The following is a 23,771-nucleotide window of genomic DNA, read 5'->3' as shown; positions in this document are numbered from 1 at the left end:
GAGGATGATATGAGCGCGAACCCGTTCGACGACGAGGACGGCCGCTTCTTCGTACTGGCCAATGATGAGAACCAGCATTCCCTGTGGCCGGCTTTCGCCGAGGTGCCGCACGGGTGGCGCGTCGTCTTCGGTGAGGGCAGCCGGACCGCCTGTGTCGACTACGTCGAGCGGAACTGGACGGATATGCGGCCGAGCGGTGTGCGCGACGCGGACGATCCGGCCACCGCGACCGCCCGCTGACGTATCCGGCGCGGCCGCTCGGGTACCGGACGCTGTTCCCGCCGGACCTACTCGTGTCCGAAGGGGTGGCGGCCTTCGCCCGCGCCCTCGCCCGGGTGCTGGTCGGCACGGATGCGGTTTCCGGTCGAGTCCGGGATCGGACCGCCCGGAAACCGCACCCGAGGGGCACCGTCGCCTGCCGGCCTACCGGGCCGCGGCGGAGCCGCAGCTCAGCAGTTCGACGGCGCCGGGTCGCCGCGGAAACGGCCCTCGAGCCATGTCAACACGGCGGGCACGCCGAGGACCGCCGCGGACAGATGTTCCGGCGAGACGGTGAGTTCGGCCTGTAGTGGTACACCGGCCGCGCAGTATCGCTTGTTCGTGCGGACGATGGAATCCACCGGAATCAGTGGATCGCTGGCCGAATGCCATTCGAAAACAGGTATATCGGGGACACCGTCGAACAATTCGAGGCTGTTCTCCTCGAGCACCCCGCGCGCGTCCGGACTGTCCGCCAACGACATACTGCTGGCGAATTCGGCCACACTGCGGCCGGCCCCGGTGGCCAGTATCTCGTTGACGCATCCGTTCGCGAGCGTGTTACGGGTCAGCAGCCCTCGTGAGTTCATCGATTCGCTGATCGGGAAACGGTCCGGATATTCGCGTTCGAGGCCGATCCCGGCCGCCATCACGAGGCCGAAAGCCGGATGCGGGCCGGTGTTCACGGCCTCGATCATCCGCACCAGATTCATCGGTACACCCCCGATCGCCGCCCCCGCGATATCCAGTTCGGGCGCATAGTCCGGGGCGAGCGCGGCCGCCCAGGCGGTGGCCATACCGCCGCCGGAGTAACCGGCCATGGCCACGCGGCTGTCACGCAGGCCCAGGCCGGCCGCGCGTACCGCGCGGATACCGTCCAAGGTGATCTGGCCGCCCAGCCGGGCCGCACCGTAGGCGGACGTCGGACCGAGATGGTCGGGCAGCGTCACGCTCCAGCCGCGGACCAGCACCGCGTTCAACGCCGCGGCCTCGCGGACCTGCAAGGTGGGGTCGGAAGTGTAGAGCACCCGGGAGACCGCGCAGCGGGTGCCGAGCCCGTTGATGATGTGCTGATACGACAGCAGCGGTCCGCCGGGAGCGCGCCCCTGCGGGGTCAGCACGGTGGTGGTCGCCGCGATCGGCCGGCCGTTCGAATCGGCCGAACGGAATTTCACCAGGGTCACCGTGGTCCCGGGGAATATGGACAGCGGCGGCATCGCCCGGGTTTCCAGCACCTCCCCGGGCGGTTTTCCGGAAATATCGGGCGGCGCGGCATAAAACGGATCGGGATCGGGTAAGGGATAGATGGGCACGGCCGCCGCCGGGCTCGTGCCGATCACGGTAACCACGGCCATACCGCCGAGGAGTACGGCGCCGAGGGCGCGCACCAATAGATTTCGATCGGATCTCGGAATCTGCACGCGACAAGTATCACGATTTTTCACGCGAAATCGTGAACTTGCGCATTCCAGTCCTGTTGTGTCGCGTCTTCTTCCGGGGCACCTCGGTCGTTCGTCGCCCGGATCGGGTGCCGCCGCGGCGGGGCCGGGCCCGCGCGCGGGCCCGGCCCCGGTCACCAGGCGACGTTGATCGGGCCGGGACTCCACAGCCCGGAATGTGTTTCCCGAGTGACGCGCGGCGCGGCCGGACCGGCCGAGGCGTCCACGGGTGTCAGCCGCTGCAACTGCCCCCAGTCGTGATTCCAGTCGTCCTTCAGATAGGTGGCCAGGGTCTGTGATTGCAGTATTTGGCGAGTCCAACCCAGCGGCCCGCCGCCGTCGTGGCGTTGCCAGAGGTTGGTGGTGTTCGCGGCGGGACGGTCGGGCAGGATGCGCCAGCCGGGAGCCTGGGCGATACCGTCCTTGTGGTCGAACGGGCGCTGGCACGGGAATTGCAGGCCGACCGCCCAGTCGAGCAGGACCGGCTGCTCGGAGCCGATCAGCTCGTCGAGCGTGCGTGTCTGCGGAATCCGCGGCGGGGTCAATGCGATCCACTGCTCGGGATCGAGGGTTTTGTCCTTCGCGACGATGCGGACCAGATCGGCTCGGTCCGGGATCTCGTCCAATGGCACGCGCAGATTGCGCCACGACGGCGTCGGGCCGATATCGATGGGGATCACCTGCCCGAGCGAACGGGCCCCGGACTCCGGATCCGCGACGCCGTACTCGACATCGACGGGCTGGCCCGGCAGTACATCGCCGTCCTGGGTGATTGCCCGGAACCGGCCCGCCGCGGTGATGGCCATGATCCCGGTGCGGTCGGCCGGATCCGGCAGCCGATACCAGCCGGTGGTCAGTTCTGCCGATTCCTGCTGACCGGCGGTACCGAGTACGGGGGTGGTGGTCGACAAGCCGAACGGCAGCGGCGCACCGCCGGTCTGGGTGACCGAAGTACCGTCGGAGGTATCGCTCAGGGCATCGGCGAGGCTGTTGTCGTCCGCGGGCTGATCGTCGTCGGAGGTGACATCGGCGACCCCGCCGGGGACGAAGCCGTCGGCGCCGGCCGCGAAGGTGGCGGCGGCGTCCCCGCTCAGTGGCGGCAGCATCGAGGCGTTCGGGTCGGATTCGACCAGCACGTCGTCGGCCAGTCCACACGGCTGCCCCAGCACCGCATCGACATTCGAGCGCGCCAGGGAGAACGCCGGATACTGGGTGGCCGCCGCCGTGGCGAACGAACCCACCTGGAAGAGGACGATCACGGCGGCCGCGACGGTCAGCGGCGGAATCTTCGCCAGCCGCCAGGCCCGCGGTGAAACCCGGTGCGGGATACCGGGTTCCGGTGCCCGCAGATGCCACCATCCGGCGAGTGCCAGGCACGCCACGGCGACGGTCAGGCATATCTCGCTCAGCCCGACACCGCCGATCGCCGGAGCCGTATCCCACCACGGGATACCGTGGCCGGACGCGTAGAACCACTTGTTGACGCCGGTGAAGATCTGCGCCAGCGCGATCGCCACGATGGCGGCGAACAGCGCGCGGTACCGCGGTGCCCGCATCACCTTCGGGCCCACCGCCACCGCAGTGACCACGGCGACAGCGCCGGCCAGGCCGGCGAAGACACCGTTGTGGTGAGTGAATTTCGTGGGGACGGTCGCCATCAGCAGCATCGCCCCGAAGGTGATGCCGAGCAGGCGTTTCGCCGGCCCCGACGTGACGGACGGGATACGCCCGCCCTTGCGCAGCAGGACGAAGGCACACACCAGCAGCCCGAGCCACATCGCGACGACACCGAAACGGCGTCCGATCGAGCCGTCGGCGGTGGCGGTGAACAGCCGCTGATAGGCCTGGTAGTCGTCGAACCAGGGCACCGAGGGGCCGACCGCGTTGTGCACCCGGGTCATCTCGAACATCGCCGACAGTGGTTGGACCCCGAAGGCGAACACCAGCACCAGGGTTCCGGCCGCGGCCAGCGGGGCCAGCAGTGCGCTGTAGGCGAAAACGCGGGCGGGCCAATGGCGCTCGGAACCCCGGCACGCGGTCTCCGCCGACAGCGCGCGGGCCCGCCGGATACCGAACCGCACCACCGAGCGGGCGCCGGCCGCCAGCGGGGCGAAACAGATCACCCCGGAGGGCGCCGCGGTGAGACTGAACGCCGCGATCATGATCGCGATCGCATACGGGAACAGGCGTCTGCTCGCGATGGCGTGTTCGACGGAGACCCAGGTGAGCAGGACGGCGACAGCGATCACCGGTTCCGGTCGCAGCCCGTTGTTGTAGGGCAGCCAGATGGCCAGGAACCCCAGGGCACCGGTGCCGACCACAATGCGGTCGCGGCGCAGCCCGGCGCCCAGCCGTGGGATCACCTCACGGCTCAGGGTGAGCCACGCGAGGACACCGGCCAGCAGAGTGGGCAGACGCACCCACGGACTGGCGACGCTGATCTCGGTCATCTGCGCGATCACGTCGTAGGGCGGCGTGCCGACCGGATTCTCCGGCACCCCGAAGAACCGGAAGTAGTTGGCCATATAGCCCGAGACCAGCGAGGTGCGGGCCATTCCGAACTGGTAGCCGTCGTCGGAGGTGGTGGAACCGATGAAATGCCACAGCACCAAGGTGGCGAGGACACCCGCGTCGATCCCGGTGAAGGTGCGCCAGCGTCGCGGTACCCGACACCGTAACCGGCGCCCGTCGGACCGGTCGAGCCGCAGCAGTGCCGCCAGCGCGACGGCCGTGAGTATCACCGCCAGCACCGTCGCGGCGCGTTTGGCGAGGGTCGGGGTGACCGAGAATCGGCTGTCGACCTCCACGTCGACACTGGCACCGGCCGCACTCGTCAGATCGCTGAACACCCCCACCACCTGGGGCCGGAAGTCCCCGGCCAGAAAGAGCGGTTCGGTGTCGGTACCGGTCAGTTCGGCCGTGGTCGCGGCACTGTCGGAACGCACTGTCAGCGTGGCCTCGTGGAGTCGATCGAGCGGCACGCTGAACATCGACTGACTGCGCAGTACCACCTCGAGGCGGGCCGGCCTGCCGTCCTGCGCGGGCTGTACCCGGGCGACGAAGCCGTATTTGTCGAGGTCGGGCGCACTCGCGGGCATGGTCGCCGCGACCAGCCCGCCGGTATCGGCCAGCTGGTCCAGTGCCGCGCCGGGGACGGTCACATCGAAGGTGAGCGGTGCGTAGGACACCAGAGGGGCGGTGATACTGCGGGTCGAATCCTGCTGTGGCCAGCTGAGAGTCGTCGTGTCCACCTCGACCGGAAGCAGCGGCACCGAGAGCGCGAGCACCGTCGCGAACAGCCCGGCGACCAGGGCGATCCACTTCGCCCGTCTGCCGCGTGCCGGCCCTGATGGTGGTGGTTGCTCGCCCGTGGGCGCCTCGTCCGCCCGCACCATGGTGTCCGTCACGGGGCGCGATCGTATCGTGACGCATTCGTAACCGGAGGAATCGGGCGTGGGATTCTCAGCCCGCGCTCAGGCGCGCGAATCCCGCCGGCCGTGTGAACAGCGAGGACGTCGTCCGTGTGTCAGGGACCGGGACGCGGGGCACACCGGGCGGCGCATCCGGGTGGTGGTCGGTTCGGCCCGCGGGCTTCGGCGGCGGGGTGGCTCGGGCGGCAGAATGCGGTGATGCTGTTGTCTGGACTCGACCGGTTCAACCGGCGTCATCCGTGGAGTCACAACGACCATTACGGCCGCTGGGTCGCCGCCCGAGTGGTCGCGTCGGGAGCCCGTGACGTCCTGGATATCGGCTGCGGGACCGGTAATCTCGCCGCCCTGCTGCGCGATCGCGGCCTGACGGTCACCGCGCTCGAATCCGACGCCGCGACCGCCGGGATCGCGGCGCGCCGGTTCGCCGGCGACCCGGCGGTGCGGGTGATCCAGGCCGGTTTCGCCGACCGGGCGCCGAGTCGACGCTGGGACGCGGTCACTCTGGTCGCGGTGCTGCACCACCTTCCGCTGGTCTCGACTCTGCGGGATGTGCGGGACTGTCTCGCCCCGGGCGGGCGGTTGGTGGTCGTCGGTTGTTTCCGTGCGGCGGGTTTCGTCGACGCGGTGGCCGCGCTGCCCGCCCTGGTGGCCAATCCCGTGCTGGGGCTGATCCGGCACCCCGCTCCGGCCGATACGCCGCCTGCGCATATGTCGGCGCCGGTGGCCGATCCGCGGGAGACGCTGGCCGAGATCCGTGCCGCGGTCGCCGCCGAACTACCCGGTGCGCGGATCAGGCGCCGGCTGTTCTGGCGATACACCCTGGTCTACGACGCCCCCGCGGGCGAATGAGCGGTGCGGCCGCGTATTCGGGCGGTCACCGCCCGGCCGCCGGGGCCCCGGCCGGGACCGGCGTCCCCGCGTCGGTGAGTCCCTGCAGCGCCGACGGCAGCGGCTGCCGGTGCAGGACGCCGAGCCGCTGGGTGGCCCGGGTGAGGGCCACATACAGTTCGGCCGCGCCCCGCGGTCCGTCGGCGAGGATCCGTTCCGGCTCCACGACCAGCACGGCGTCGAACTCGAGACCCTTCGTCTCCGACGCGGCGACCGTACCCGGCACATCCGGTGGGCCGATCACGACGCTGGTGCCCTCGCGGTCCGCTTCCGCGGCGACGAACTCGGCCACGGCGGCCGGTAGCCCGGCCTCGGTCACCTGCCGGGCCCACGGCCGGACACCGCAGGCGCGCACCGACTCCGGTGGTTCGATCCCGGGCGCGAACTCGGCCAGTACCGCGGCGGCGACGCTCATGATCTCCGCGGGGGTGCGGTAGTTCACCGTGAGCGACCGGTACACCCACCGGCCCGGTACGTACGGCCGCAGTACCGAATCCCAGGACCGGGCACCCGCCGCCGACCGGCGTTGCGCGAGATCGCCGACGATCGTGAAGGACCGGCCCGGGCAGCGCCGCATCAGCACCCGCCAGTCCATTTCGGACAGTTCTTGGGCCTCGTCGACCACCACGTGCCGGTAGGTCCAGTTCCGGTCGGCGGTAGCGCGTTCGACCAGTTCGCGGGTATCGCGTTCGAGAAACCGATCCGCCAGATCCTCCGCGTAGAGCAGATCCTGCGCGAACAGGTGATCCTCGTCGTCCATCATGTCCGTGCGGTCGATCATGATGTCCAGCACGCCCGCGGCGTACTCCGCCTCGGCCCGGCGCTCCTGCTCGGCGGCTCGCGCGTCCGGCTCGCTCCCACCCAGCAGGTCGGCCAGTTCGTCCAGCAGCGGCACGTCCGAGACGGTCCAGGCCGCGCCCGCGGCGCGGAACAGGGCCGGGTCGGCTCCTGCCGCGCGCAGCCGCTCGGGGGAGGAGTACAGCGACGACAGCAGGTCTTGCGGAGTCAGGACCGGCCACAACAGATCGAGAGCCGCGGTGAAGGCCGGGTTGTCCGCGAGTTCGGCGATCAGATCCGTGCGCAGATCCTCCCAGGCCTCCTTGTCGGCGCGCGTCAGCCACCCCCGGCCGATCCGGCCGATCGCCCGCTCGGTGAGCACGTAGGTGACGATCTCGCGGAACACCGCCCGGGCCTCGTTGTGTGGCAGTTCGCTCGCTCGCGCCTCCTCCCGGGCCCATTCGGCGGTGCCGGAATCGATGCGCACCGTCACATCCGCCAGTTCGATCGGCAGCGGTTGTTCCGGTAGCTGCTGCCGGTCCGCGATCGCCGCGGCCAGCACCTCCAGGATCCGCAGCGAGCCCTTGATCCGCGCCACCTCCGGCGCGTCCTCGGCCCTCACCCGCAGGCCGGGTACCAGATCACCGGTGGTCGTGAAGACCACATCGGATTCGCCGAGCGAGGGCAGCACCCGGCCGATGTGGTTCAGGAAGGCCGGGTTGGGCCCGACCACAAGTACTCCGTGGCGCGCTATCCGTTCTCGCTGCGTGTACAGGAGATACGCGACCCGGTGCAACGCGACCACGGTTTTCCCGGTACCCGGGCCGCCCTCGATCACCAGGACGCCGGGGTGGTCCAACCGGATGATCTCATCCTGTTCGGCCTGGATCGTGGCGACGATATCGCGCATCCCCTCCCCCCGCGGCGCGGCGACCGCCGCCAGCAGCGCGGCGTCACCGCGGTCGCCGTCCTCGGGACGTCCCAGCACCTCGTCGGTGAATTCGACCAGCCGCCGCCCGCGGGAGTGGAACTGGCGGCGCCGCCGCATGTTCTCCGGGCTGGCCGCGGTCGCGACATAGAACGGGCGCGCGGCCGGCGCCCGCCAATCCAGCAACACCGGCTCGTACTCGTTCGTTTCGTCGTACAGGCCGATCCGGCCGATATAGGAGACCTCGCCCGCCACCGAATCCAACCGGCCGAAACACAGTGTGTTGTCGGCCACGTCCAGTCGCTTCACCTCTCGGGCCAGCGCCCGGGCCTCGGCATCACGGTCCAGCAGTGTCGTACCGGTCCCGCGCAGCGCCGCGTGGTACCGCCCCTTCGCCCGGGTCCGCTCGGCATCGAGCCGCGCGTAGAGCCCGTCCACATAGGTCCGTTCGGATTGCAGCTCGTCTGCGTACCCCTGCTCCGCCATCTGCCCTCACTTCATTCGACGATCGCTGCTTTTCGCGGCGGCCGGGGCCCGTCCCGGCTACCGACCGGACGATTCTGCGGCATCACCCGGGCCTTGCCGCAAGGCCCGGGGTGCGCTATAGGTTGATGGTGGAAGGGACGGGAATGGTCTCTTCGGTTGGCCGCGCTACCTGTGCCGCGATTCCGATGAGCCCGTACCCCGAAATCGATCCCCGGGTTCCTTCGCCCCGACAGCCACGGTCTACCGGTGCCTCCGCGGTGCCGGTGACAACAGTGGTCTCCACCGCGCCACCTGGACCGCGGCCCGCCCGGCGCATTCCGAACCTGCCCCAGCGGCGGGCGCGCGGTCGCATCCTCGGCACGGCGCGCCGGTGGCCGCCACGGGTGCGGCCCGGATGCGCCCGCCCCGCGAACTACTGCCCGGCAGCTCGCGGTGGGACCAGGCGCAGTGTCTGACCGGCGGCGGGCGCGCGGGCGACCAGCCAGACCACCACGCTCTGCTCCTGACCGCTCTCCAGCGTCTCGAACGGGACGTCGACCGCACCCAGGTGCGGGTGGTCGAACCGCAGGGTCGGCGTCATCGGACGGCCCGGGCCCTGCGGCCGCCAGCGCGCCGCGAACTCGGGAATCCTGTGCAGGGCATCGATGGTTTCCCGCAGACCGGCGTCACCGGGCCAGCGCAGACTCGCGCGGCGCAGGGTCTCGGCGAAGGTATCGGCGGCCTCGGCCCAGTTGCGCAGAGTTTTCCGTGCCATCGGATGCCCGTAGACGTACCGGGCGAGATTCACCGCGTCCCGGTCGTCCAGCAGACCCAGCGGTGTGACGAAATCCTCCCAGGCCGCATTCCAGCTCAACACGTTCAGGCGCCTGCCCAGGACGAACGCCGCGGTGGGCGCCAAGGCGCGCAACACCGCCTCGATCGTCTCGGGAACCTGGTCCTGCTCGTCGGTGGGCTCCGGGCACCGCGATTCGTTGCCGCTGGTCAACGCGAGCCAGCCGAAGGTGCTGCGCTCTCGCTCGTCGAGCAGCAGAGCGGTGGCCAGCGCTTCCACGACCGCGATGGAGGGATTGGTATCCCGGCCCTGTTCGAGCCGGGCCAGATAGTCGGCGCTGACGCCCGCACGGACGGCCACCTCCTCGCGCCGCAGCCCCGGAGTGCGGCGGCGGCCGCCCGCGGGCAGTCCGAAATCGCTGGGTCGCAGTTCGGCGCGGCGTCTGACCAGGAACTCCGCGAATGCGCTTCGGGTCATAGGACCATCGTGCCCCGTTCCGGCCCGCGCAGCCGCGCCTTGTCAGGTCCAGGATAACGGGGGTCTGGTAACCGGACCCGGGTCCGGCGATGGTCGATGGTATGACCACACCACCGGAAACCACCAGTACCACCACGCTGCGTCCAGGGGCCTGGGCGCTCGACACCGCGCACTCCTCGATCGCCTTCACCGTGCGGCATCTCGGCATCGCCAAGGTGCGCGGGGGCTTCACCCGCTTCGAGACGGAGTTCGTCGTGGACGAGTCCGGCGCCGCGACTCTCGGCGCGACGGTTCACCTCGACTCCTTCGATACCGGCAACCCCGACCGGGACGCCCATGTGCTCACCGCCGATTTCCTCGATGTCGCCCACCGCCCCACCCTGACCTTCCGGGCCGTCGAACCGGTTCTCATCGCCGAATCGTTCGCCGTCGCGGGTGAGGCCACGCTGGGTGGGGTCACCCGGCCGGTCACGCTGGACGTGGAATGGGGTGGCGTCGGCGATTTCGGTCCCAACGGTGAACGGCACGCGGGGTTCTCCGCGACCGGCACCATCAAACGCACGGAGTTCGGTGTCGGTGGACCGTTGCCCGGGATGCTGAGCGACGCGGTCAAGATCGAGCTGGAGATCCAGCTCATCGAGCCGGAGTAGGTCCGCCCGCCGCGGTGCCGCCGCGCCGGGGCGGCGAGCGTCCGGCACGCCGCGACTCCCGCGCGGTGTCCCGGTGCCCCCCTTTCCCTTCGCTGTGGGACGCTCGACACGGACCGGTTCTGATGATGTCCGCGGGCATCCGTGGCGAGCGGGAGGGTGATGTCGATACCGAGCGGTGGCGAGCAGGAGCGCTGGCTACGTGAACTGCAAGCGGGCCACGCCGGGCAGCCGGCGTTGGTCTGCTTCCCGCCCGGCGGCGGTTCGGCCACGAGCTACCGGGGCCTCGCGGCGAGTATCGGGGCGGGGCCGGCGGTCTACGCGGTGCAGTATCCGGGGCGCCAGAACCGGATCGCCGAGGAGTTCGTCACCTCGATCACCGCCCTCGCCGACCATATCGCCGCAGCCACCGAAGCTCGAATTCCCGGGAGCCCGGTGCTCTTCGGGCACAGCATGGGCGCCACGGTCGCGTTCGAAACGGCCCGGCGGCTCGAGGCCCGCGGGCGGACCGTCGCGGCGCTGTTCGTCTCCGGCCGCCCGGACCCCACGTTCGCCGACCGGGGCACCCTGCACCGCGGGACCGACGCCGACCTGATCGATGAGCTCGAGCGGCTCGCCAACGATCCGGCCACCGTCACGATCCTGCGCGACGAGCCCGCGCTCGCCGAGATGGTCCTGCCCGCGGTGCGCAACGACTACCGGGCGGTCGAAACGTACCGATACCAGGAGGGCGAGCGGTTGCGCTGCGATATCGTCGCGCTGCTCGGGCGCTCGGATCCCACCACGACCTCGGAGCAGCTGGCGCGGTGGCGCGATCATACGCGCGGCGACTTCGCCGTCCGACTGTTCCCGGGCGGCCATTTCTATCTCGACGAACACGAGCGGCAGATCGCGGATCTCATCGCCCCGGTTCTTGCTTCCGGCGGTTCTCCGAGGACCTGAGGTCCGGGATCACCCGAGTACGCGCCGCTCCCGGCGCAGCATGGCGCGGGCCAGTTCAGCCGGGGTTCCCGTGGTGGTGTCCACCACCGTGTCGTAGGGGTGACCATGCTCGTGGACCGAGGTCAGATGGCCCCGTGCCAGCCCGACCGGGTGGCCGCGAGCCAGCTCGCGCCGGTCGGCGACAGCCGGTGGACAGGTGACGCCGACCAGCTGGACTTCGAGACCGGACAGGGCGTCCAGCCACATCGGTAACAGGTCCGGGGTCAACAACATCTCGTCGACGACGAGATGATCCCCGCCGTGTGCGAAGGCGGCGGCCGCGATACACGCCGAGCGCAACATCCGCCGCCCCACGGGGCCGTAGCGGATGACCACCGACGGCCGGCCGTCCGGGTCCCGGCCCGTGCGGTCGTACCAGAAGCCGTCACGGCTCCGGGGGCCGTCCCGTCCTCCACCCCAGTTCGGAGGGACCAACCCGAACAGCGTGTCGATTCCCCAATAGACGAACGGGATATCGCTCTCGTCCTGGATGGCCCGGGCCAGCGTCGTCTTACCGGAGCTCGAGGTGCCGTTGAGGAAGACGACCCGGCAGGGGAAGTCGGCATTGCGCATCCGGCCACGATAATCGTGGCTTCCCGGACAGTACGGGGAAAGTCACGACGGGCCCGTGATGTCACCGGGCCGAGGTCACATGCCCCGCGCGAACCGGGCGCTGCGCCCCGTCAGCGAACGCTCCGGGGACGCGATGTCGACGAGGGCGGCGATCCGGCCGAGGAGCGGTCCGACGTGCCGCGGCCGGTCGGTCAGGGTGCGGCAGACGATCTGCGCGCCCTGCTCCGGCGTCAGCGCCGCGGTATCGCGGTACCGGGCATTGGGCGCGATCATCGGGGTGCGCACCAACGGCATGTACACCGAGCTGAAATGGACGTCGTCGGGCAGGGTTTCGGCGTGCAGACCGGCGGCGAGCGAATCCAGCGCCGCTTTCGACGCGACATAGGCGCTGTAGCCCGGACCGCCGAAGAGATTCGCCACCGACAGGATGTTGACGATATGTCCCGCCTGCCGTTCGCGCATACCCGGTAGTACCGCGAGCATCAGCCGCAGGGCCGCGAAATAGTTCAGCCGCATGGTGCGCTCGAAATCGTGGAAGCGTTCATAGGATTCGTCGAGCCGCCGCCGGATGGACCGGCCCGCATTGTTGATCAGGATGTCCACGCCCCCGTACTCGGCCAGCACCGCGGCGACCGCGGTGTCCAGCGCGGCGAAATCGTTCAAGTCGCAGGGGTGGACGGTGGCCGTTCCGCCCTCGGCGCGGATCTCCGCGGCCACCTGTTCGAGTTCTGTGGCCCGTCGCGCGACGAGGGCGACCCGGGCGCCCGCCGCGCCGAGCCGGACGGCCGTGGCCCGGCCGATACCCGAGGACGCGCCCGTGATCAGCACGGTCCGCCCGCCCGCGACGGCGGGCAGGGTGGGCCGCCGGCGCAGGCGGGGCAGGCCGACGTGGGTGTCCAGGCCGGCCCTGCACCTGCTCGCCCGGCGCCTGCGGTCGATCGCGTTCGTCGCGACGGGAAATACCGGCCGTCGCCGGATACCACCGAGCGAATACGCCGTCCTCGAGGACGTCGCGCTGCACCCCGGCTCGTCGATTCGCGATATCACCGAGCGGACGGCCATCACCCAGAGCCTGGTATCACGGATCGTCGCCCGGTTCCGTGAGCAACAGCTGCTGACGACGGCGCCGGATCCCGACGACGGCCGGCATGTGCTGGTCACCGTCGAACCGGGGGTGACCGAGGACGTCTTCCGGGCCCGGGGTCGCGCGCCGATCGATCACGCGCTCGGCAGCGAACTGCCCCACCTGTCGCCGGACCGGCGCCGCCGACTGATCGAGCTGCTCGACGAGCTGGCGAATCTGATCGACGTGCCCGGGCCGACCGCGGACCCCGGCGCGATGAGGACAGGTCAGGCGCGGGGGATCCGGAAGGACACGATCTTGCCGTCCACGACGATCACATAGGCCTCCGACTCACCGTTGAAGACACGGCTGCGCCAGTCGAAGCGCAGATGCGTCGTGTTCTGCTCCGTGGCCGCCGCGACCACGGTCATCCGGGCGCCGGCGCCGATGGCATCCGACTCCGCCCAGCCGCGGACGCCGTCGGACCCGCGCAGGACGCGGCCCCAGTCGTCGACCGGACCGTCGTCGGTGAAGGCCTCCACGAAGGCGTCCGTATCACTGTCGTCGATCGCGGCGACCACCCGCACCACCGGTTCCGTTATCTGCACACCCATCCACCAGCTCTTTTCGCCGTGCGGTTCCGGCGTCATCATCGTGGGCCCGTGCCTCGGCGGCCGGCCGCCACGGCGCCCGCACGGCGAAGACGGGCGTGGCCCGGTGATGTTCCGAGGCCGTAGGAGGATGATGGCCCCGTGGCTTCCGAACCGAATGCTCCCGATATGAAACCGCGCAGTCGCGATGTGACCGACGGACTGGAGAAGACCGCGGCCCGCGGCATGCTGCGTGCGGTCGGTATGGGCGACGACGACTGGGGTAAGGCCCAGATCGGCGTGGCCTCCTCGTGGAACGAGATCACGCCGTGCAATCTGTCGCTCGACCGGCTCGCCGGCGGATGCAAGGACGGCGTGTTCGCCGCCGGTGGTTTCCCGATGCAATTCGGCACCATCTCCGTCTCCGACGGTATCTCGATGGGCCACGAGGGAATGCACTTCTCCCTGGTCTCGCGTGAGGTGATCGCGGACAGCGTGGAAACCGTGATGCAGGCCGAACGGCTGGACGGGTCGGTGCTGCTCGCCGGCTGCGACAAATCGCTGCCCGGCATGCTCATGGCCGCGGCCCGGCTGAACCTGGCGAGCGTGTTCCTCTACGCCGGATCCATCCTGCCCGGTATCGCGAAACTGTCCGACGGCAGCGAACGGGAGGTGACCATCATCGACGCCTTCGAGGCGGTGGGCGCCTGTTCGCGCGGCCTCATGAGCCGTGCCGACGTGGACGCGATCGAGCGGGCCATCTGCCCCGGTGAGGGCGCCTGCGGCGGGATGTACACCGCGAACACCATGGCGAGCGCGGCCGAAGCGCTGGGGATGTCGCTGCCCGGCAGCGCGGCGCCGCCGGCCACCGATCGCCGGCGCGACGGCTATGCCCGGCGCAGTGGGCAGGCCGTGGTCGAACTGATCCGGCGCGGGATCACCACCGCCGATATCCTGACGCAGGAGGCGTTCGAGAACGCCATCGCGGTGGTCATGGCCTTCGGCGGATCCACCAATGCCGTACTCCATCTGCTGGCGATCGCGCACGAGGCCGGGGTGGCGCTGAGCCTCGACGATTTCGCCCGGGTCGGGCGGCGCGTTCCGCATCTGGCCGATGTGAAACCGTTCGGCCGGCACGTGATGACCGATATCGACCGGGTGGGCGGTGTGCCGGTGCTGATGAAGGCGCTCCTGGATGCCGGGCTCCTGCACGGCGACTGTCTCACCGTCACCGGCCGGACGGTCGCCGAGAACCTGGCCGATATCGCGCCGCCCGATCCGGACGGCAAAGTGTTGCGCGCGCTGTCGGCGCCCATTCATCCGACCGGCGGTATCACGATTCTGCGCGGTTCGCTCGCGCCCGGCGGCGCCGTGGTCAAATCGGCCGGGTTCGAATCCGATGTATTCGAGGGCACCGCGCGGGTTTTCGACCGGGAACGGGCCGCGATGGACGCCCTGGAGGACGGGACCATCTCGGCCGGTGATGTGGTGGTCATCCGCTACGAGGGCCCCAAGGGGGGTCCGGGAATGCGGGAGATGCTGGCCATCACGGCGGCGATCAAGGGCGCCGGCCTCGGCAAGGATGTCCTGCTGCTGACCGACGGTCGGTTCTCCGGCGGTACCACCGGTCTGTGTGTCGGCCATGTGGCCCCGGAGGCTGTCGACGGTGGCCCGATCGCGTTCGTCCGGGACGGCGACCGTATCCGGCTCGATGTCGGCGCGGGGACCTTGGACCTGCTCGTGGATCCGGCGACTCTCACCGGCCGCGGTGAGGGCTGGGCGCCGCTGCCGCCCCGCTACACCCGCGGGGTGCTCGCCAAGTACGCGCGCCTGGTGGGTTCGGCCTCGAACGGTGCCGTATGCGATTGAGCCCCCGGCAGATTCGGTCGGCACCGCGATGTGGTCGACGCGACCGGGAGTAGGCTCGTCGTGGACGCTCCGAGACACCACGAACCGGGGGTGACCATGACGGCGAAGAGCGCGAACACAGTGGGCGGACTGATGTCCGCGCTCACCACCCCGGCCGGACAGGACGACCCCTATCCGCTGTACCGGGAACTGCGTGAACTCGGTCCCGCCGCATACGCTCCGGACGGCACACTCGTGGTCAGCGGCTACCGGCTCGCCACCACTCTGGTGCGCGACCATCGGCTGGTGAAGCGTCCGGAACAAGGGCTCGCCGCGGCCGGATTCGCCGACTGGCGCGCCCACCCGGGCCTGCGCCTCATGTTCACCAGCATGCTGGTGCGCAACCCACCCGATCACACCCGGCTGCGCCGGCTGGTCTCCGGCGCCTTCACCGCGCGGCGGGTGGCGGGGCTGCGCCGGGCGATCGCCCGCACCGTCGACCGGCTGCTCGGCGATCTGGCCGGCTCGGATCCGGTCGATTTCGTCGACGCCTTCGCATTCCCGTTGCCGGTCACCGTGATCGGCGAACTGCTCGGAGTGCCCGAAGCCGATCGGCTCCGGTTCCAGCCGCTGGTACGGGACTGGGCGGGGGTGCTCGACCTCCTGGACGGTCCCGGCGTCGCGAAAGCCGACGACGCGGCCACCGAGATCAGCGACTATCTGCGCGATCTGGCCGCGCGGCGGCGCCGGGAACCGCGCGACGACCTGCTGTCGGCCCTCGTCGCCCCGGCCGCCGACGGCGCCCGCCTGGACGACGACGAACTGATCACCATGGCGGCCCTGCTGTTCGCCGCGGGCTTCGAGACCACCACCGGGTTGCTCGCCAACGGTCTGGTCGCGCTGCTCGCGCACCCGGACCAGGCGGCGTTGCTGCGGGAGAATCCCGAGCTGGCCGGTACGGCGACGGAGGAGTTGCTGCGGTACGACTCACCGGTGCAGCTACTCACCTCCCGCACCGCACCGGAGGACCTGCACGTCGGTGATGTGACGCTGCCCGCCGGGCAGCGCGTTGTCCTGCTGCTGGGCGCGGCCAATCGGGATCCCGAGGTGTTCGCCGAACCGGACGCACTGCTCCTGGACCGGGCGGGCGAACCGTCGCTGTCGTTCGGCGGCGGCGTGCACTACTGTCTGGGCGCGCCGCTGGCCAGGCTGGAAGCCCAGCTCGCCTTTCCCGCGCTCCTGCGCGCCTATCCGGGGCTGACGCAGGCGGGACCGGCGGTGGCGCGGAAGGGCCTGGCATTGCACGGCCTGACCGCCTTGCCTGTCAGCGCCGGACCACGTTCCCGCTGACGACCGCTTCGCGCCGCAAACAGCCGCTCGTGCGGGTGTCGCCGACTATCCGGACCGCTCGGGGCCGGCGGCCCGGCCGACGGTGTGCAGATGCCCCAGGGCGCGGGCATAGGAATCGAACAGGCCGGTCTCACAGTAGGGCACGCCGATGTCCGCGCAGTATTTCGCGACGATCGGCTGGGCCCGCCGCAGGTTGGGCCGGGGCATGGAGGGGAAGAGATGGTGTTCGATCTGGTAGTTGAGGCCGCCGAAGGCGGTATCGATCACGACTCCGCCGCGCACGTTACGGGAGGTGAGAACCTGGCGGCGCAGGTAGTCCGTCGTATCGCCGGCCGGGAGCACCGCCATACCCTTGTGGTTGGGTGCGAACGTGGTGCCCATGTAGAGCCCGAACAGGCCCTGCTGTACGGCGATGAAGCCGAGTGCGTGCAGGGGCGGCAGCACGAGGAAGACGACGCCGAGGTAGCCCACGGCGTGCGCGGCCAGCAGCGCGGCCTCGACACCGCGTCGGGGGATATCGCGCCGCACGATCGCCCGGATGCTCGAGAAGTGCAGGCTGAGACCTTCCAGGAGCAGCATCGGGAAGAAGAGCCAGCCCTGGTAGCGGAAGATGACCCGGCGCAGGCCGCGCCCGGCGCGCGCCCGGACACTCGAATGCGCCAGCACGCCCATGATGTCGGGATCGGCGTCCTCGGTATTGGGATGCGCGTGGTGCCGGTTGTGGTTGCTCGTCCACCAGCCGATGCTCACGCCGATGGCGAGGTTGCCGAAGAGTGCGCCCAGCAGGTAGTCCGCCCGCCGGCTGCCGGCGATCTGCCGGTGCCCCGCATCGTGGCCGAGGAAGGCGAACTGCGCGAAGAGCGCGGCCAGGAAGGCGGCCGTGGCCAGCTGCCACCAGGAGTCGCCGATCAGGACGAACGCGGTCCATCCGGCGGCCAGGGCGAGCACGGCGGCCCCGCCCTTCCAGAGGTAGTACCGGGGACGCCGGTCCAGCAGGCCCGCGTCGCGCACCTGCCGCAGCAGCACCGCGTAATCGCTGTGGCGCGCGGCCCGGGGCGACGCCTCGGAAGGCGCGGAGACCTCGGTCCGGTCGACAGGAACAACATGTGTGGCGGCGTTTGCCGTCATTTCCTCACCGATCTGTGCACGGGTGTCGCTTCACCGGTCGACGGACCGGCATCCCGCGCGCCCGCCGTCCTTGCCGACTTTCGCGTTCACCCTACCCGCGTCCCGGGCGGCCGGCTGCCCGCCCGGCGTAATCGGCCGGCCGGGCGCGCGGCCGGGAGGCGGCCGGCCGCCGCGGGACGGTCCCGCGGCGGGTGCGGGCCGGAGGGTCGGGATCCGCCTCGGGCGACCCCGCCTTCGGAGATGTTCACCGAGAGCTGTTGCGGGGTAGCCTCTTCTGAGGTGGATCGACCACCCGGGGAGGTACCGTGCTGTTCCTATCGGCTGCTTCGGCTGTTCTCGTCGGCCTCGTCCTGACCGACCTGTTCGGGTTCGGGGTGGGTGGCTGGCTCTTGGCGCTCGGCGTGGCGCTGGCCGTCGCGGCCGCGGTGCGCAGGTTCCGGCAGGACCGTGCTCCGCTGCGCGCCTCCCGCCGGCGCGGTGCGACCGGTGCCGCCGGGGCGGGCGGGTGGTACATCGGCAGCGGGGGCGGCAGTGGCGACAGCGATGGGGGCGGTGGCTGCGGCGGCGGTGGCTGCGGTGGTGGTGGCGGTGGCTGCGGCGGGGGCGGCGGCTGACCGGTGCCGACTTCGAGACCGAGCCGAAAAACTAGAACCTGTTCTTGCTAAGCGGCCTCGGTTGGCCGATGCTGGGGCGATGGATATCGGGATCGCACTACCCACCATGTGCCGCGGGTACGACCGGGCGGCCACCGTCGATTGGTGCCGGCTGGCCGAGCAGGGCCCCGTCGCGAGTATCTCGTGCGGCGAGCGGGTGAACTTCCACAATCAGGAGATGTGGACGACCCTGGCCGCGGCCGCCGCGGTCACCGAACGGGTTCGGATCTTCGCGAACCTGTCGGTGCTCCCGGCCCATCCGGTGGCGCTGGTCGCCAAACAGGCCGCGACGATCGATGTGCTGTCCGCGGGACGTTTCGCCCTCGGCGTGGGTGTCGGGGGTCGCGGCGACGACTACCGCAGTCTCGGTTCGGGCTTCGAGCGCCGCCACGATCGGCTGGACCGCGCGGTGGCGGAGTTGCGGGAGCTGTGGGCCGGGGAACCGGGGGTCGCCGGAGGCGAGCCGGTCGGGCCGCCGTGTGTGCAGCCCGGTGGCCCGCCCGTGCTCGCCGGCGCCCTGGGCCCGAAATCGCTGGCGCGCGCGGCCCGCTGGGCCGACGGAGTCGTGGCGTTCAGCGTCGGCGGGGTACCCGCGGAGATCCGATGGTCCGCCGACGCCGCGCGCCGGGCCTGGGCCGAGGCGGGCCGGGACGCGCCACGCCTGGTGAGCGGATGCTTCTACGCGCTCGGCGTCGCCGAGCCCGAAGACGTGCTCCGGAATTTCACCGCGGAGTATCTGGGCTTCCTGGGGGGCGCAGCGGCCGCCGGAGCCGCTTCCTCGATGAAGACCTACGACGCCGCGGCACTGCACCGCACGCTCGACGCCGCCGAAGAAGCCGGGCTGGACGAGTTCATCCTGGTCCCGAGCGCGGTCCCGCTCACCGTCCTGGAGGAGACGCTGGAATTGATCGGGTCCCGCTGACGCGGGGATCAGCCCTCGGGGTAGAAGACGAACAGCACACAACCTGTGACGGTCTGCGGTATGTGCCAGGAACCGGCCGGCGCGTGGATGAACGACCCGGCCGGATAGTCGCGGACCCCGTCGTTGAAGGTGCCGGACACCACGAACACTTCTTCCGGACCGGGCCGGTGCACATCGACGCCCTCCCACCGGCTACCCGGTGCCATCTCCAGGACATGTGCCGAAGCACCGTCCCGGCCGGACCACAGCGAGCGCAGGCGGATACCGGGAAAAAGCTCCCGGACAGGGGCATCGGCCGAGTTCGACCAGGTGTAACCGGCCATGGTCGGGCCGTATTCGGAATGCGGGGTGACGGTCATACGGCCAGCATGCTGCGCTGCCGGGGAGGCCACCAGTGTCAGGAAAGTCATTCTCGGGTACTTTCCTGACATGACCGATCAGTGGCCCGGCCCGTCCGGCCGGCATCGGGTCGCTGCCCTGGTGACGCCGCCGCAGGCCCCGTTCGAACTCGGCTGCGTGGCGGAAGTCTTCGGTACGCCGCGCGAGGGGCTCGCCGCCCGCTACGACTTCCTGGTCTGTACCGAGCATCCGGGCGAGGTCGCGACCACCGCCGGGTACACGATGCGGGTCTCGGCGGGCCTCGAGGTCCTGGAGAGCGCGGAGACGATCGTGGTCCCCGGCTGGTTGCCGTTCACCGCGGAGATATCACCCGCGCTGCTGGGAGCATTGCGCGCGGCCGCCGGTCGGGGAGCCCGCCTGGTCTCCATCTGCACGGGCGCGTTCGCGCTGGCGCAGACCGGCCTGCTCGACGGACGCACCGCCACGACGCACTGGGCGCGCACCGACGAACTACGGGCCCGATTTCCCCGGGTGCGGGTGGAACCCGGTGTGCTGTACGTGGATCACGGTGACATCGCCACCAGCGCGGGGGCGGGCGCCGGTATCGATCTGTGTCTGCATCTGGTGCGCACCGATCACGGCGCCTCCTACGCGTCCGAACTCGCCCGGCACATGGTCATGCCACCGCACCGGGAGGGCGGACAGGCCCAGTTCGTACCGGCCCCGGTCACCGCGCACGCCACCGGTGAGTCCGTCGCCGCTCTGCTGCACTGGAGCATCGCCCATCTCGATCGGTCCATCACACTGTCCGATCTGGCCGGCCGGGCCGGAGTCTCGCCCCGCACCCTGGCCCGCCGATTCGAGGAACAACTCGGCACCAGCCCGGGGCGCTGGCTGCTGACCCAGCGAGTCACCGCGGCGCGCCGGCTGCTCGAGGAGACCGATCTGCCCGTAGAGGCGATCGCCGCGCGGGTCGGGCTCACCTCGGCCACCAATCTGCGGCGCCGATTCCATACTCTGCTCGGCACCACGCCCGCCGCCTACCGGCGCGCTTTCCGCGGCTGACACGCGCCGGCGTACGCCGACCGGCCGCTCCCACGGGCGGGAAAGCGGCCCGGCCCCGTTGCTGGGCTACGCTCGCGAGCGCGCGCCCGGCAGGGGCGGCTCACACGAAACACCGCTGTTCCGGCTTCACCGAGTAGCCGGGTTCCACGGATCGGTCGTCCGCCGCCGAGTGAAAGCGAAACAGGTATGTCCAGCCAGCGTCCGGTGCGTTCGAGACGCCTCGTCCTCGTCTTCGCGACGGCGTTCCTGCTCGAGGTGGCCGCACTGGCCGGCGGAGGGCGCGCCACGGCCTCCGAGCTGGATACCGCGTGCGGCACAGCGCTGTCGGCCGCGGAACTCACCGAGATCGTCGAACTGTCCGATACATCGACGGATTACGACGAGAGCTCTGGTTCGTCGCTGGACCGGCTGGAACGGGCGGTCGAACGGCATCGGCGGATCACCGAGATCCTGGTGGTGCACCGGGATCGGCGGGGACTGCTGGCCCTGGGACTCGACGCGGTCGAACAGGCCGCCGTGATGCCGCTGCAACGCGATCCGGCCGCGTTCGACGACCCGGAGTGGGCGCATCGCATCAGCCTCGATCTGCTACTGCGGTTCCTGCGCAATGTGCACGCGGAGTTCACCGGCGCGCCCGCCGAGCCCCAGTGGAACCACTATTTCCGGCTCGCCCATCGCTGCGAGTTGTCGCCGGCCCGGGTCGCGATGGCGGGCTACAACGCCCACCTCAGCGTCGATCTGTCCAATGCCGTCGCCGCCACCGGCGCCACTCCCGCCCACGCGCCCGACCACTTCCGGATCGTCGACGCGATCGCGAGTCACGGGTCGCTCATCGTCGATCTCACCCGAGAGATCTACGGCGGCGATCTCGGCCCCCTGTGGCGGTTCTACTTCCTGGGGGAGGGGCTCGATGCCGTACTGGGCGCGGGCGTGGCCAGCGGACCGCTCTTGCGGCTGGCCGATCTGGGCGCCAATGTGGTGATCTTCGGCAATGGTCTGGCGCTGCAGGATCCGGCGGCCGCACCCGCGGCACGCGCGGAGATGGATGTGCTGTGGCGCAGCGCCGACGCCGCGTTCGAGGTGCTCGCCGCGCACGGCGCCTTGTGAACCTCCGTGCCGCGCCCACCATGTGGTGCGCGCGGCACGGAACGCGGCCGGGAGCGAGACCGGTCAGGCGCCGACTTCGCCGAGCCGTCCGGTGGCGACATCGAAGACGAAACCGCGCAGCGACGAGGTCTTGGTGATGAACGGGCTGGTTTCGATTCGCCGGAGCGACTGCCGCACATCCTCGTCCAGATCGGAGAAGGCCTCGGCCGACCAGGTGGGTTTGATACCCGTCTCGTCCTGGATGCCGCGCTTGAAATCGTCATCGGTGAAGGTGAGCATTCCGCAATCGGTGTGGTGGATCAGGATGATCTCGGTGGTGCCCAGCAGCCGCTGGCTGATCGCCAGGGAGCGGATCTCGTCATCGGTCACGACGCCGCCCGCATTGCGGATGACATGCGCTTCGCCCTCCTGGAGACCGAGGATTCGGTAGACGTCGAGGCGGGCGTCCATGCAGGCGACCACCGCGACGTGTTTGCTGGGCGGCAGCGGGAGCGGACCGCTGAACTGTGCGGCGTAGCGTGCGTTGTTGGCCAGGTAGTCATCGGTCACTGTCATGGGTTACCGACCTCCGTTCGTCGACGTCTCGATATGCGAATGTCCGCATTCACATTCCCAAGTTGCCGTTCGCGATCACGACCGATAGAACCGGGCAGAGTCCAACCCTGGCGTGTCGTGAACTGTCCGCGTCGCGCCGAGTGCGGTGAGCTCCACGGTACGTGGCCGCCGGTGCCCGGCCCGGTCACCGCGCCGCGTGCCCGCTGGGACGGGTGCGCGGTGAACGGCGTCGCGGATCGGTATGCCGGGCGGCTGCGCGGCGCCACGCCCGACGTCGTGGTACGGCGCCCGGAATCGGACCCGTTGCTCGTGTACGGTTTCGCTGCGAGCGGGTCAGTGGTGTTCCGTGGACCCACCGCCGCTCATCGGTTCGACCCGGAAGACCGGGCAGCGCGGTGCCGCGGCGGCGAAAGCGTCGGGGTCGGCGGATTCGACGGCGCCGGCGGCGATCATGAAACGCACCCCGTGCGGAACCTCGCGCGGGAAAGCGCGCAGGACGGGCTCGCGCTCGACCACCGGCAGTTCCGCCAGCGAGACCCGCTGTTCGCGCCGTCCCTCCGCCAGCACGCCCCAGCCCGCGGCGCGTGCGTTGCGCACCCAGTCGGCGGTGTCGAACCCACCCACCACATACGTCACCCCGTCGACCGTCAGCGGCGAGACCGGAGTGGTGCGTAGTGTCCCGGTTCGTCGGCCGGGCACCGAGAGGATGCGCATGGTGCCCACCGCCAGACCCAGGCGTTGGAAGGCCACGACCACACGATTGAGGGGTTTCAGGCGTCGGCGCAGGCGATCGTTGTTCACAGTTTCTCCTTGTCGTCGTCGCGGCCGGGTCCGCCGTCCGGCCACGGCATACCGCGGTCGATCTCGATCGCGGTGCGCTCCAGCCAATCGATTTCGGCGGCGCGCAGATGGGCGAGGTAATCGGATTCCAGCAGTACCGCGCGGGGGAGGTCCGCGGACTCTTCCCGGCGCCGGGCGGCGGCGGTCGTCTGCTCGCGCAGTCGTGCGGCCCGGCGGCGCAGGAGCTGCGCCGCGACCGGCGGCGCGAGTGCGGGGAGATGCGCCAGCGCGGCGACGAACCGTGGGTATTCGTTCACCGGCTCGGCGAGGAACCGCTCCAGCAGTGTGTCGAGCAGATCGTGGCCGGATTCGGTGATCCGGTAGACGGTGCGTTCCGGCCGGGCTCCGGCGCGCGCGGTACCGGTACGGCACACCAGTCCGGCCTTCTCGAGGCGGCCGATCGCATCGTAGAGGGATCCCCCGCGCAGCTTCACCACCTCGGCCACCCGCCTTTCTCCGAGGGTGGTCTTCATGTCGTAGGGATGCCGGGGCTGTTCGGCGAGCAGGGTGAGTACCGCCAGCGTCAGCGGTGTTTCGACGGCACGGAGTTCCCGGGTCACTGTCATCTTCCGATCGAGTTCGATTAGTCGAGTTCGACTATAACGACAGTACGTGTCACCGCCGTGGCAAGCAAGTCAGGTAGTTCAGGAAGTG

General features: G+C 70.3%; 23 protein-coding genes. 11 read left to right on the top strand and 12 right to left on the bottom strand.

What is annotated here, in order from left to right; all coding sequences use genetic code 11:
- Positions 1-9: 9 nt before the first annotated feature.
- Entirely contained in the window at positions 10-240 is a 231-nt protein-coding gene (locus ABZV91_RS03505; protein ID WP_355234763.1) for an MbtH family protein, read from the top strand.
- Between the two features lie 209 nt (positions 241-449).
- On the opposite strand, the gene ABZV91_RS03500 is transcribed toward ABZV91_RS03505, so the two are convergent.
- Positions 450-1,613: a lipase family protein gene (locus ABZV91_RS03500; protein WP_355234921.1), complete on the bottom strand. Its 1,164-nt coding sequence runs from the start codon at positions 1,611-1,613 to the stop codon at positions 450-452.
- Positions 1,614-1,831: 218 nt separating this feature from the next.
- Positions 1,832-5,104 carry an arabinosyltransferase domain-containing protein gene (locus ABZV91_RS03495; protein WP_355234760.1) on the bottom strand — a complete coding sequence of 1,091 codons (3,273 nt, stop codon included), beginning with the start codon at positions 5,102-5,104 and terminating at the stop codon, positions 1,832-1,834.
- Positions 5,105-5,326: 222 nt separating this feature from the next.
- On the opposite strand from ABZV91_RS03495, the gene ABZV91_RS03490 reads away from it, so the two are divergent.
- Positions 5,327-5,977 carry a class I SAM-dependent methyltransferase gene (locus ABZV91_RS03490; protein ID WP_355234757.1) on the top strand — a complete coding sequence of 217 codons (651 nt, stop codon included), beginning with the start codon at positions 5,327-5,329 and terminating at the stop codon, positions 5,975-5,977.
- Between the two features lie 25 nt (positions 5,978-6,002).
- Here the strand turns inward: ABZV91_RS03490 and helR are convergent, their stop codons facing one another.
- On the bottom strand, positions 6,003-8,207 hold the full coding sequence (gene helR, locus ABZV91_RS03485; protein WP_355234754.1) for an RNA polymerase recycling motor ATPase HelR: 2,205 nt from the start codon (positions 8,205-8,207) through the stop codon (positions 6,003-6,005).
- Between the two features lie 412 nt (positions 8,208-8,619).
- A complete protein-coding gene (locus ABZV91_RS03480; RefSeq protein ID WP_355234751.1) occupies positions 8,620-9,456 on the bottom strand; it encodes a helix-turn-helix transcriptional regulator in 837 nt (278 codons plus the stop codon).
- A 101-nt stretch (positions 9,457-9,557) separates the two neighbouring features.
- On the opposite strand from ABZV91_RS03480, the gene ABZV91_RS03475 reads away from it, so the two are divergent.
- Entirely contained in the window at positions 9,558-10,106 is a 549-nt protein-coding gene (locus ABZV91_RS03475; protein WP_355234748.1) for a YceI family protein, read from the top strand.
- Positions 10,107-10,265: 159 nt separating this feature from the next.
- Positions 10,266-11,045 (top strand): alpha/beta fold hydrolase, encoded by a 780-nt coding sequence (locus tag ABZV91_RS03470; RefSeq protein ID WP_355234745.1) that lies wholly within the window; start codon positions 10,266-10,268, stop codon positions 11,043-11,045.
- Between the two features lie 9 nt (positions 11,046-11,054).
- Here the strand turns inward: ABZV91_RS03470 and ABZV91_RS03465 are convergent, their stop codons facing one another.
- Positions 11,055-11,657, bottom strand: coding sequence for a chloramphenicol phosphotransferase (locus tag ABZV91_RS03465; RefSeq protein ID WP_355234742.1), 603 nt, complete (start codon positions 11,655-11,657; stop codon positions 11,055-11,057).
- A gap of 75 nt (positions 11,658-11,732) precedes the next feature.
- Complete coding sequence (locus ABZV91_RS03460) at positions 11,733-12,485, bottom strand: SDR family NAD(P)-dependent oxidoreductase (RefSeq protein WP_355234739.1); 753 nt, start codon at positions 12,483-12,485, stop codon at positions 11,733-11,735.
- Positions 12,486-12,549: 64 nt separating this feature from the next.
- On the opposite strand from ABZV91_RS03460, the gene ABZV91_RS03455 reads away from it, so the two are divergent.
- Positions 12,550-13,062, top strand: a complete 513-nt coding sequence (locus tag ABZV91_RS03455) for a MarR family transcriptional regulator (RefSeq protein WP_355234736.1) — start codon at positions 12,550-12,552, stop codon at positions 13,060-13,062.
- Here the strand turns inward: ABZV91_RS03455 and ABZV91_RS03450 are convergent.
- The gene (locus ABZV91_RS03450) at positions 13,008-13,334 is read right to left on the bottom strand and encodes a nuclear transport factor 2 family protein (RefSeq protein WP_355234733.1); all 327 of its coding nucleotides are present in this window, start codon (positions 13,332-13,334) and stop codon (positions 13,008-13,010) included. The two genes, ABZV91_RS03455 and ABZV91_RS03450, sit on opposite strands and share 55 nt — an antisense overlap.
- A gap of 165 nt (positions 13,335-13,499) precedes the next feature.
- Here ABZV91_RS03450 and ilvD point away from each other — a divergent pair, with 165 nt between their 5' ends.
- Both ilvD and ABZV91_RS03440 read left to right on the top strand, forming a co-directional pair.
- Positions 13,500-15,179, top strand: a complete 1,680-nt coding sequence (gene ilvD / locus ABZV91_RS03445; protein ID WP_355234919.1) for a dihydroxy-acid dehydratase — start codon at positions 13,500-13,502, stop codon at positions 15,177-15,179.
- 60 nt (positions 15,180-15,239) lie between these two features.
- Entirely contained in the window at positions 15,240-16,508 is a 1,269-nt protein-coding gene (locus ABZV91_RS03440) for a cytochrome P450 (RefSeq protein WP_355234730.1), read from the top strand.
- Positions 16,509-16,553: 45 nt separating this feature from the next.
- Here ABZV91_RS03440 and ABZV91_RS03435 read toward each other — a convergent pair whose 3' ends face one another.
- The gene (locus tag ABZV91_RS03435) at positions 16,554-17,636 is read right to left on the bottom strand and encodes an acyl-CoA desaturase (protein ID WP_355234727.1); all 1,083 of its coding nucleotides are present in this window, start codon (positions 17,634-17,636) and stop codon (positions 16,554-16,556) included.
- A 305-nt stretch (positions 17,637-17,941) separates the two neighbouring features.
- Between ABZV91_RS03435 and ABZV91_RS03430 the strand changes: the two genes are divergently transcribed.
- On the top strand, positions 17,942-18,250 hold the full coding sequence (locus ABZV91_RS03430) for a hypothetical protein (protein ID WP_355234724.1): 309 nt from the start codon (positions 17,942-17,944) through the stop codon (positions 18,248-18,250).
- Between the two features lie 79 nt (positions 18,251-18,329).
- Positions 18,330-19,211, top strand: a complete 882-nt coding sequence (locus ABZV91_RS03425) for an LLM class flavin-dependent oxidoreductase (RefSeq protein ID WP_355234721.1) — start codon at positions 18,330-18,332, stop codon at positions 19,209-19,211.
- An 8-nt stretch (positions 19,212-19,219) separates the two neighbouring features.
- Here ABZV91_RS03425 and ABZV91_RS03420 read toward each other — a convergent pair whose 3' ends face one another.
- Positions 19,220-19,570, bottom strand: a complete 351-nt coding sequence (locus ABZV91_RS03420) for a cupin domain-containing protein (protein ID WP_355234916.1) — start codon at positions 19,568-19,570, stop codon at positions 19,220-19,222.
- A gap of 70 nt (positions 19,571-19,640) precedes the next feature.
- On the opposite strand from ABZV91_RS03420, the gene ABZV91_RS03415 reads away from it, so the two are divergent.
- Positions 19,641-20,615 (top strand): helix-turn-helix domain-containing protein, encoded by a 975-nt coding sequence (locus tag ABZV91_RS03415; protein ID WP_355234718.1) that lies wholly within the window; start codon positions 19,641-19,643, stop codon positions 20,613-20,615.
- A 186-nt stretch (positions 20,616-20,801) separates the two neighbouring features.
- On the top strand, positions 20,802-21,722 hold the full coding sequence (locus ABZV91_RS03410; protein WP_355234715.1) for a DUF5995 family protein: 921 nt from the start codon (positions 20,802-20,804) through the stop codon (positions 21,720-21,722).
- Between the two features lie 63 nt (positions 21,723-21,785).
- On the opposite strand, the gene ABZV91_RS03405 is transcribed toward ABZV91_RS03410, so the two are convergent.
- The 3 genes from ABZV91_RS03405 to ABZV91_RS03395 all read right to left on the bottom strand — a co-directional run bounded on the left by ABZV91_RS03405 (position 21,786) and on the right by ABZV91_RS03395 (position 23,683).
- On the bottom strand, positions 21,786-22,277 hold the full coding sequence (locus ABZV91_RS03405; RefSeq protein ID WP_355234712.1) for a carbonic anhydrase: 492 nt from the start codon (positions 22,275-22,277) through the stop codon (positions 21,786-21,788).
- 333 nt (positions 22,278-22,610) lie between these two features.
- The gene (locus ABZV91_RS03400) at positions 22,611-23,078 is read right to left on the bottom strand and encodes a deazaflavin-dependent nitroreductase (RefSeq protein ID WP_355234709.1); all 468 of its coding nucleotides are present in this window, start codon (positions 23,076-23,078) and stop codon (positions 22,611-22,613) included.
- The gene (locus ABZV91_RS03395; RefSeq protein WP_355234706.1) at positions 23,075-23,683 is read right to left on the bottom strand and encodes a PadR family transcriptional regulator; all 609 of its coding nucleotides are present in this window, start codon (positions 23,681-23,683) and stop codon (positions 23,075-23,077) included. Before ABZV91_RS03395 ends, ABZV91_RS03400 begins: the two co-directional genes overlap by 4 nt.
- Positions 23,684-23,771: the final 88 nt, after the last annotated feature.

Origin of the sequence: Nocardia sp. NPDC004568 (assembly GCF_040609955.1) — a bacterium.
In the GTDB taxonomy this organism is placed as follows: domain Bacteria; phylum Actinomycetota; class Actinomycetes; order Mycobacteriales; family Mycobacteriaceae; genus Nocardia.
This window is presented reverse-complemented; position numbering and strand designations above follow the sequence as displayed.

What these genes read in the sequence shown, in the direction of transcription:
- ABZV91_RS03505 (WP_355234763.1), top strand. Translation starts at nt 10, where the DNA reads ATGAGCGCGAACCCGTTCGACGACGAGGACGGCCGCTTCTTCGTACTG.
- ABZV91_RS03500 (WP_355234921.1), bottom strand. Translation starts at nt 1,613, where the DNA reads ATGGCCGTGGTTACCGTGATCGGCACGAGCCCGGCGGCGGCCGTGCCC.
- ABZV91_RS03490 (WP_355234757.1), top strand. Translation starts at nt 5,327, where the DNA reads ATGCTGTTGTCTGGACTCGACCGGTTCAACCGGCGTCATCCGTGGAGT.
- helR (WP_355234754.1), bottom strand. Translation starts at nt 8,207, where the DNA reads ATGGCGGAGCAGGGGTACGCAGACGAGCTGCAATCCGAACGGACCTAT.
- ABZV91_RS03480 (WP_355234751.1), bottom strand. Translation starts at nt 9,456, where the DNA reads ATGACCCGAAGCGCATTCGCGGAGTTCCTGGTCAGACGCCGCGCCGAA.
- ABZV91_RS03475 (WP_355234748.1), top strand. Translation starts at nt 9,558, where the DNA reads ATGACCACACCACCGGAAACCACCAGTACCACCACGCTGCGTCCAGGG.
- ABZV91_RS03470 (WP_355234745.1), top strand. Translation starts at nt 10,266, where the DNA reads ATGTCGATACCGAGCGGTGGCGAGCAGGAGCGCTGGCTACGTGAACTG.
- ABZV91_RS03465 (WP_355234742.1), bottom strand. Translation starts at nt 11,657, where the DNA reads ATGCGCAATGCCGACTTCCCCTGCCGGGTCGTCTTCCTCAACGGCACC.
- ABZV91_RS03450 (WP_355234733.1), bottom strand. Translation starts at nt 13,334, where the DNA reads ATGGGTGTGCAGATAACGGAACCGGTGGTGCGGGTGGTCGCCGCGATC.
- ilvD (WP_355234919.1), top strand. Translation starts at nt 13,500, where the DNA reads ATGAAACCGCGCAGTCGCGATGTGACCGACGGACTGGAGAAGACCGCG.
- ABZV91_RS03435 (WP_355234727.1), bottom strand. Translation starts at nt 17,636, where the DNA reads ATGACGGCAAACGCCGCCACACATGTTGTTCCTGTCGACCGGACCGAG.
- ABZV91_RS03425 (WP_355234721.1), top strand. Translation starts at nt 18,330, where the DNA reads ATGGATATCGGGATCGCACTACCCACCATGTGCCGCGGGTACGACCGG.
- ABZV91_RS03420 (WP_355234916.1), bottom strand. Translation starts at nt 19,570, where the DNA reads ATGACCGTCACCCCGCATTCCGAATACGGCCCGACCATGGCCGGTTAC.
- ABZV91_RS03415 (WP_355234718.1), top strand. Translation starts at nt 19,641, where the DNA reads ATGACCGATCAGTGGCCCGGCCCGTCCGGCCGGCATCGGGTCGCTGCC.
- ABZV91_RS03410 (WP_355234715.1), top strand. Translation starts at nt 20,802, where the DNA reads ATGTCCAGCCAGCGTCCGGTGCGTTCGAGACGCCTCGTCCTCGTCTTC.
- ABZV91_RS03405 (WP_355234712.1), bottom strand. Translation starts at nt 22,277, where the DNA reads ATGACAGTGACCGATGACTACCTGGCCAACAACGCACGCTACGCCGCA.
- ABZV91_RS03395 (WP_355234706.1), bottom strand. Translation starts at nt 23,683, where the DNA reads ATGACAGTGACCCGGGAACTCCGTGCCGTCGAAACACCGCTGACGCTG.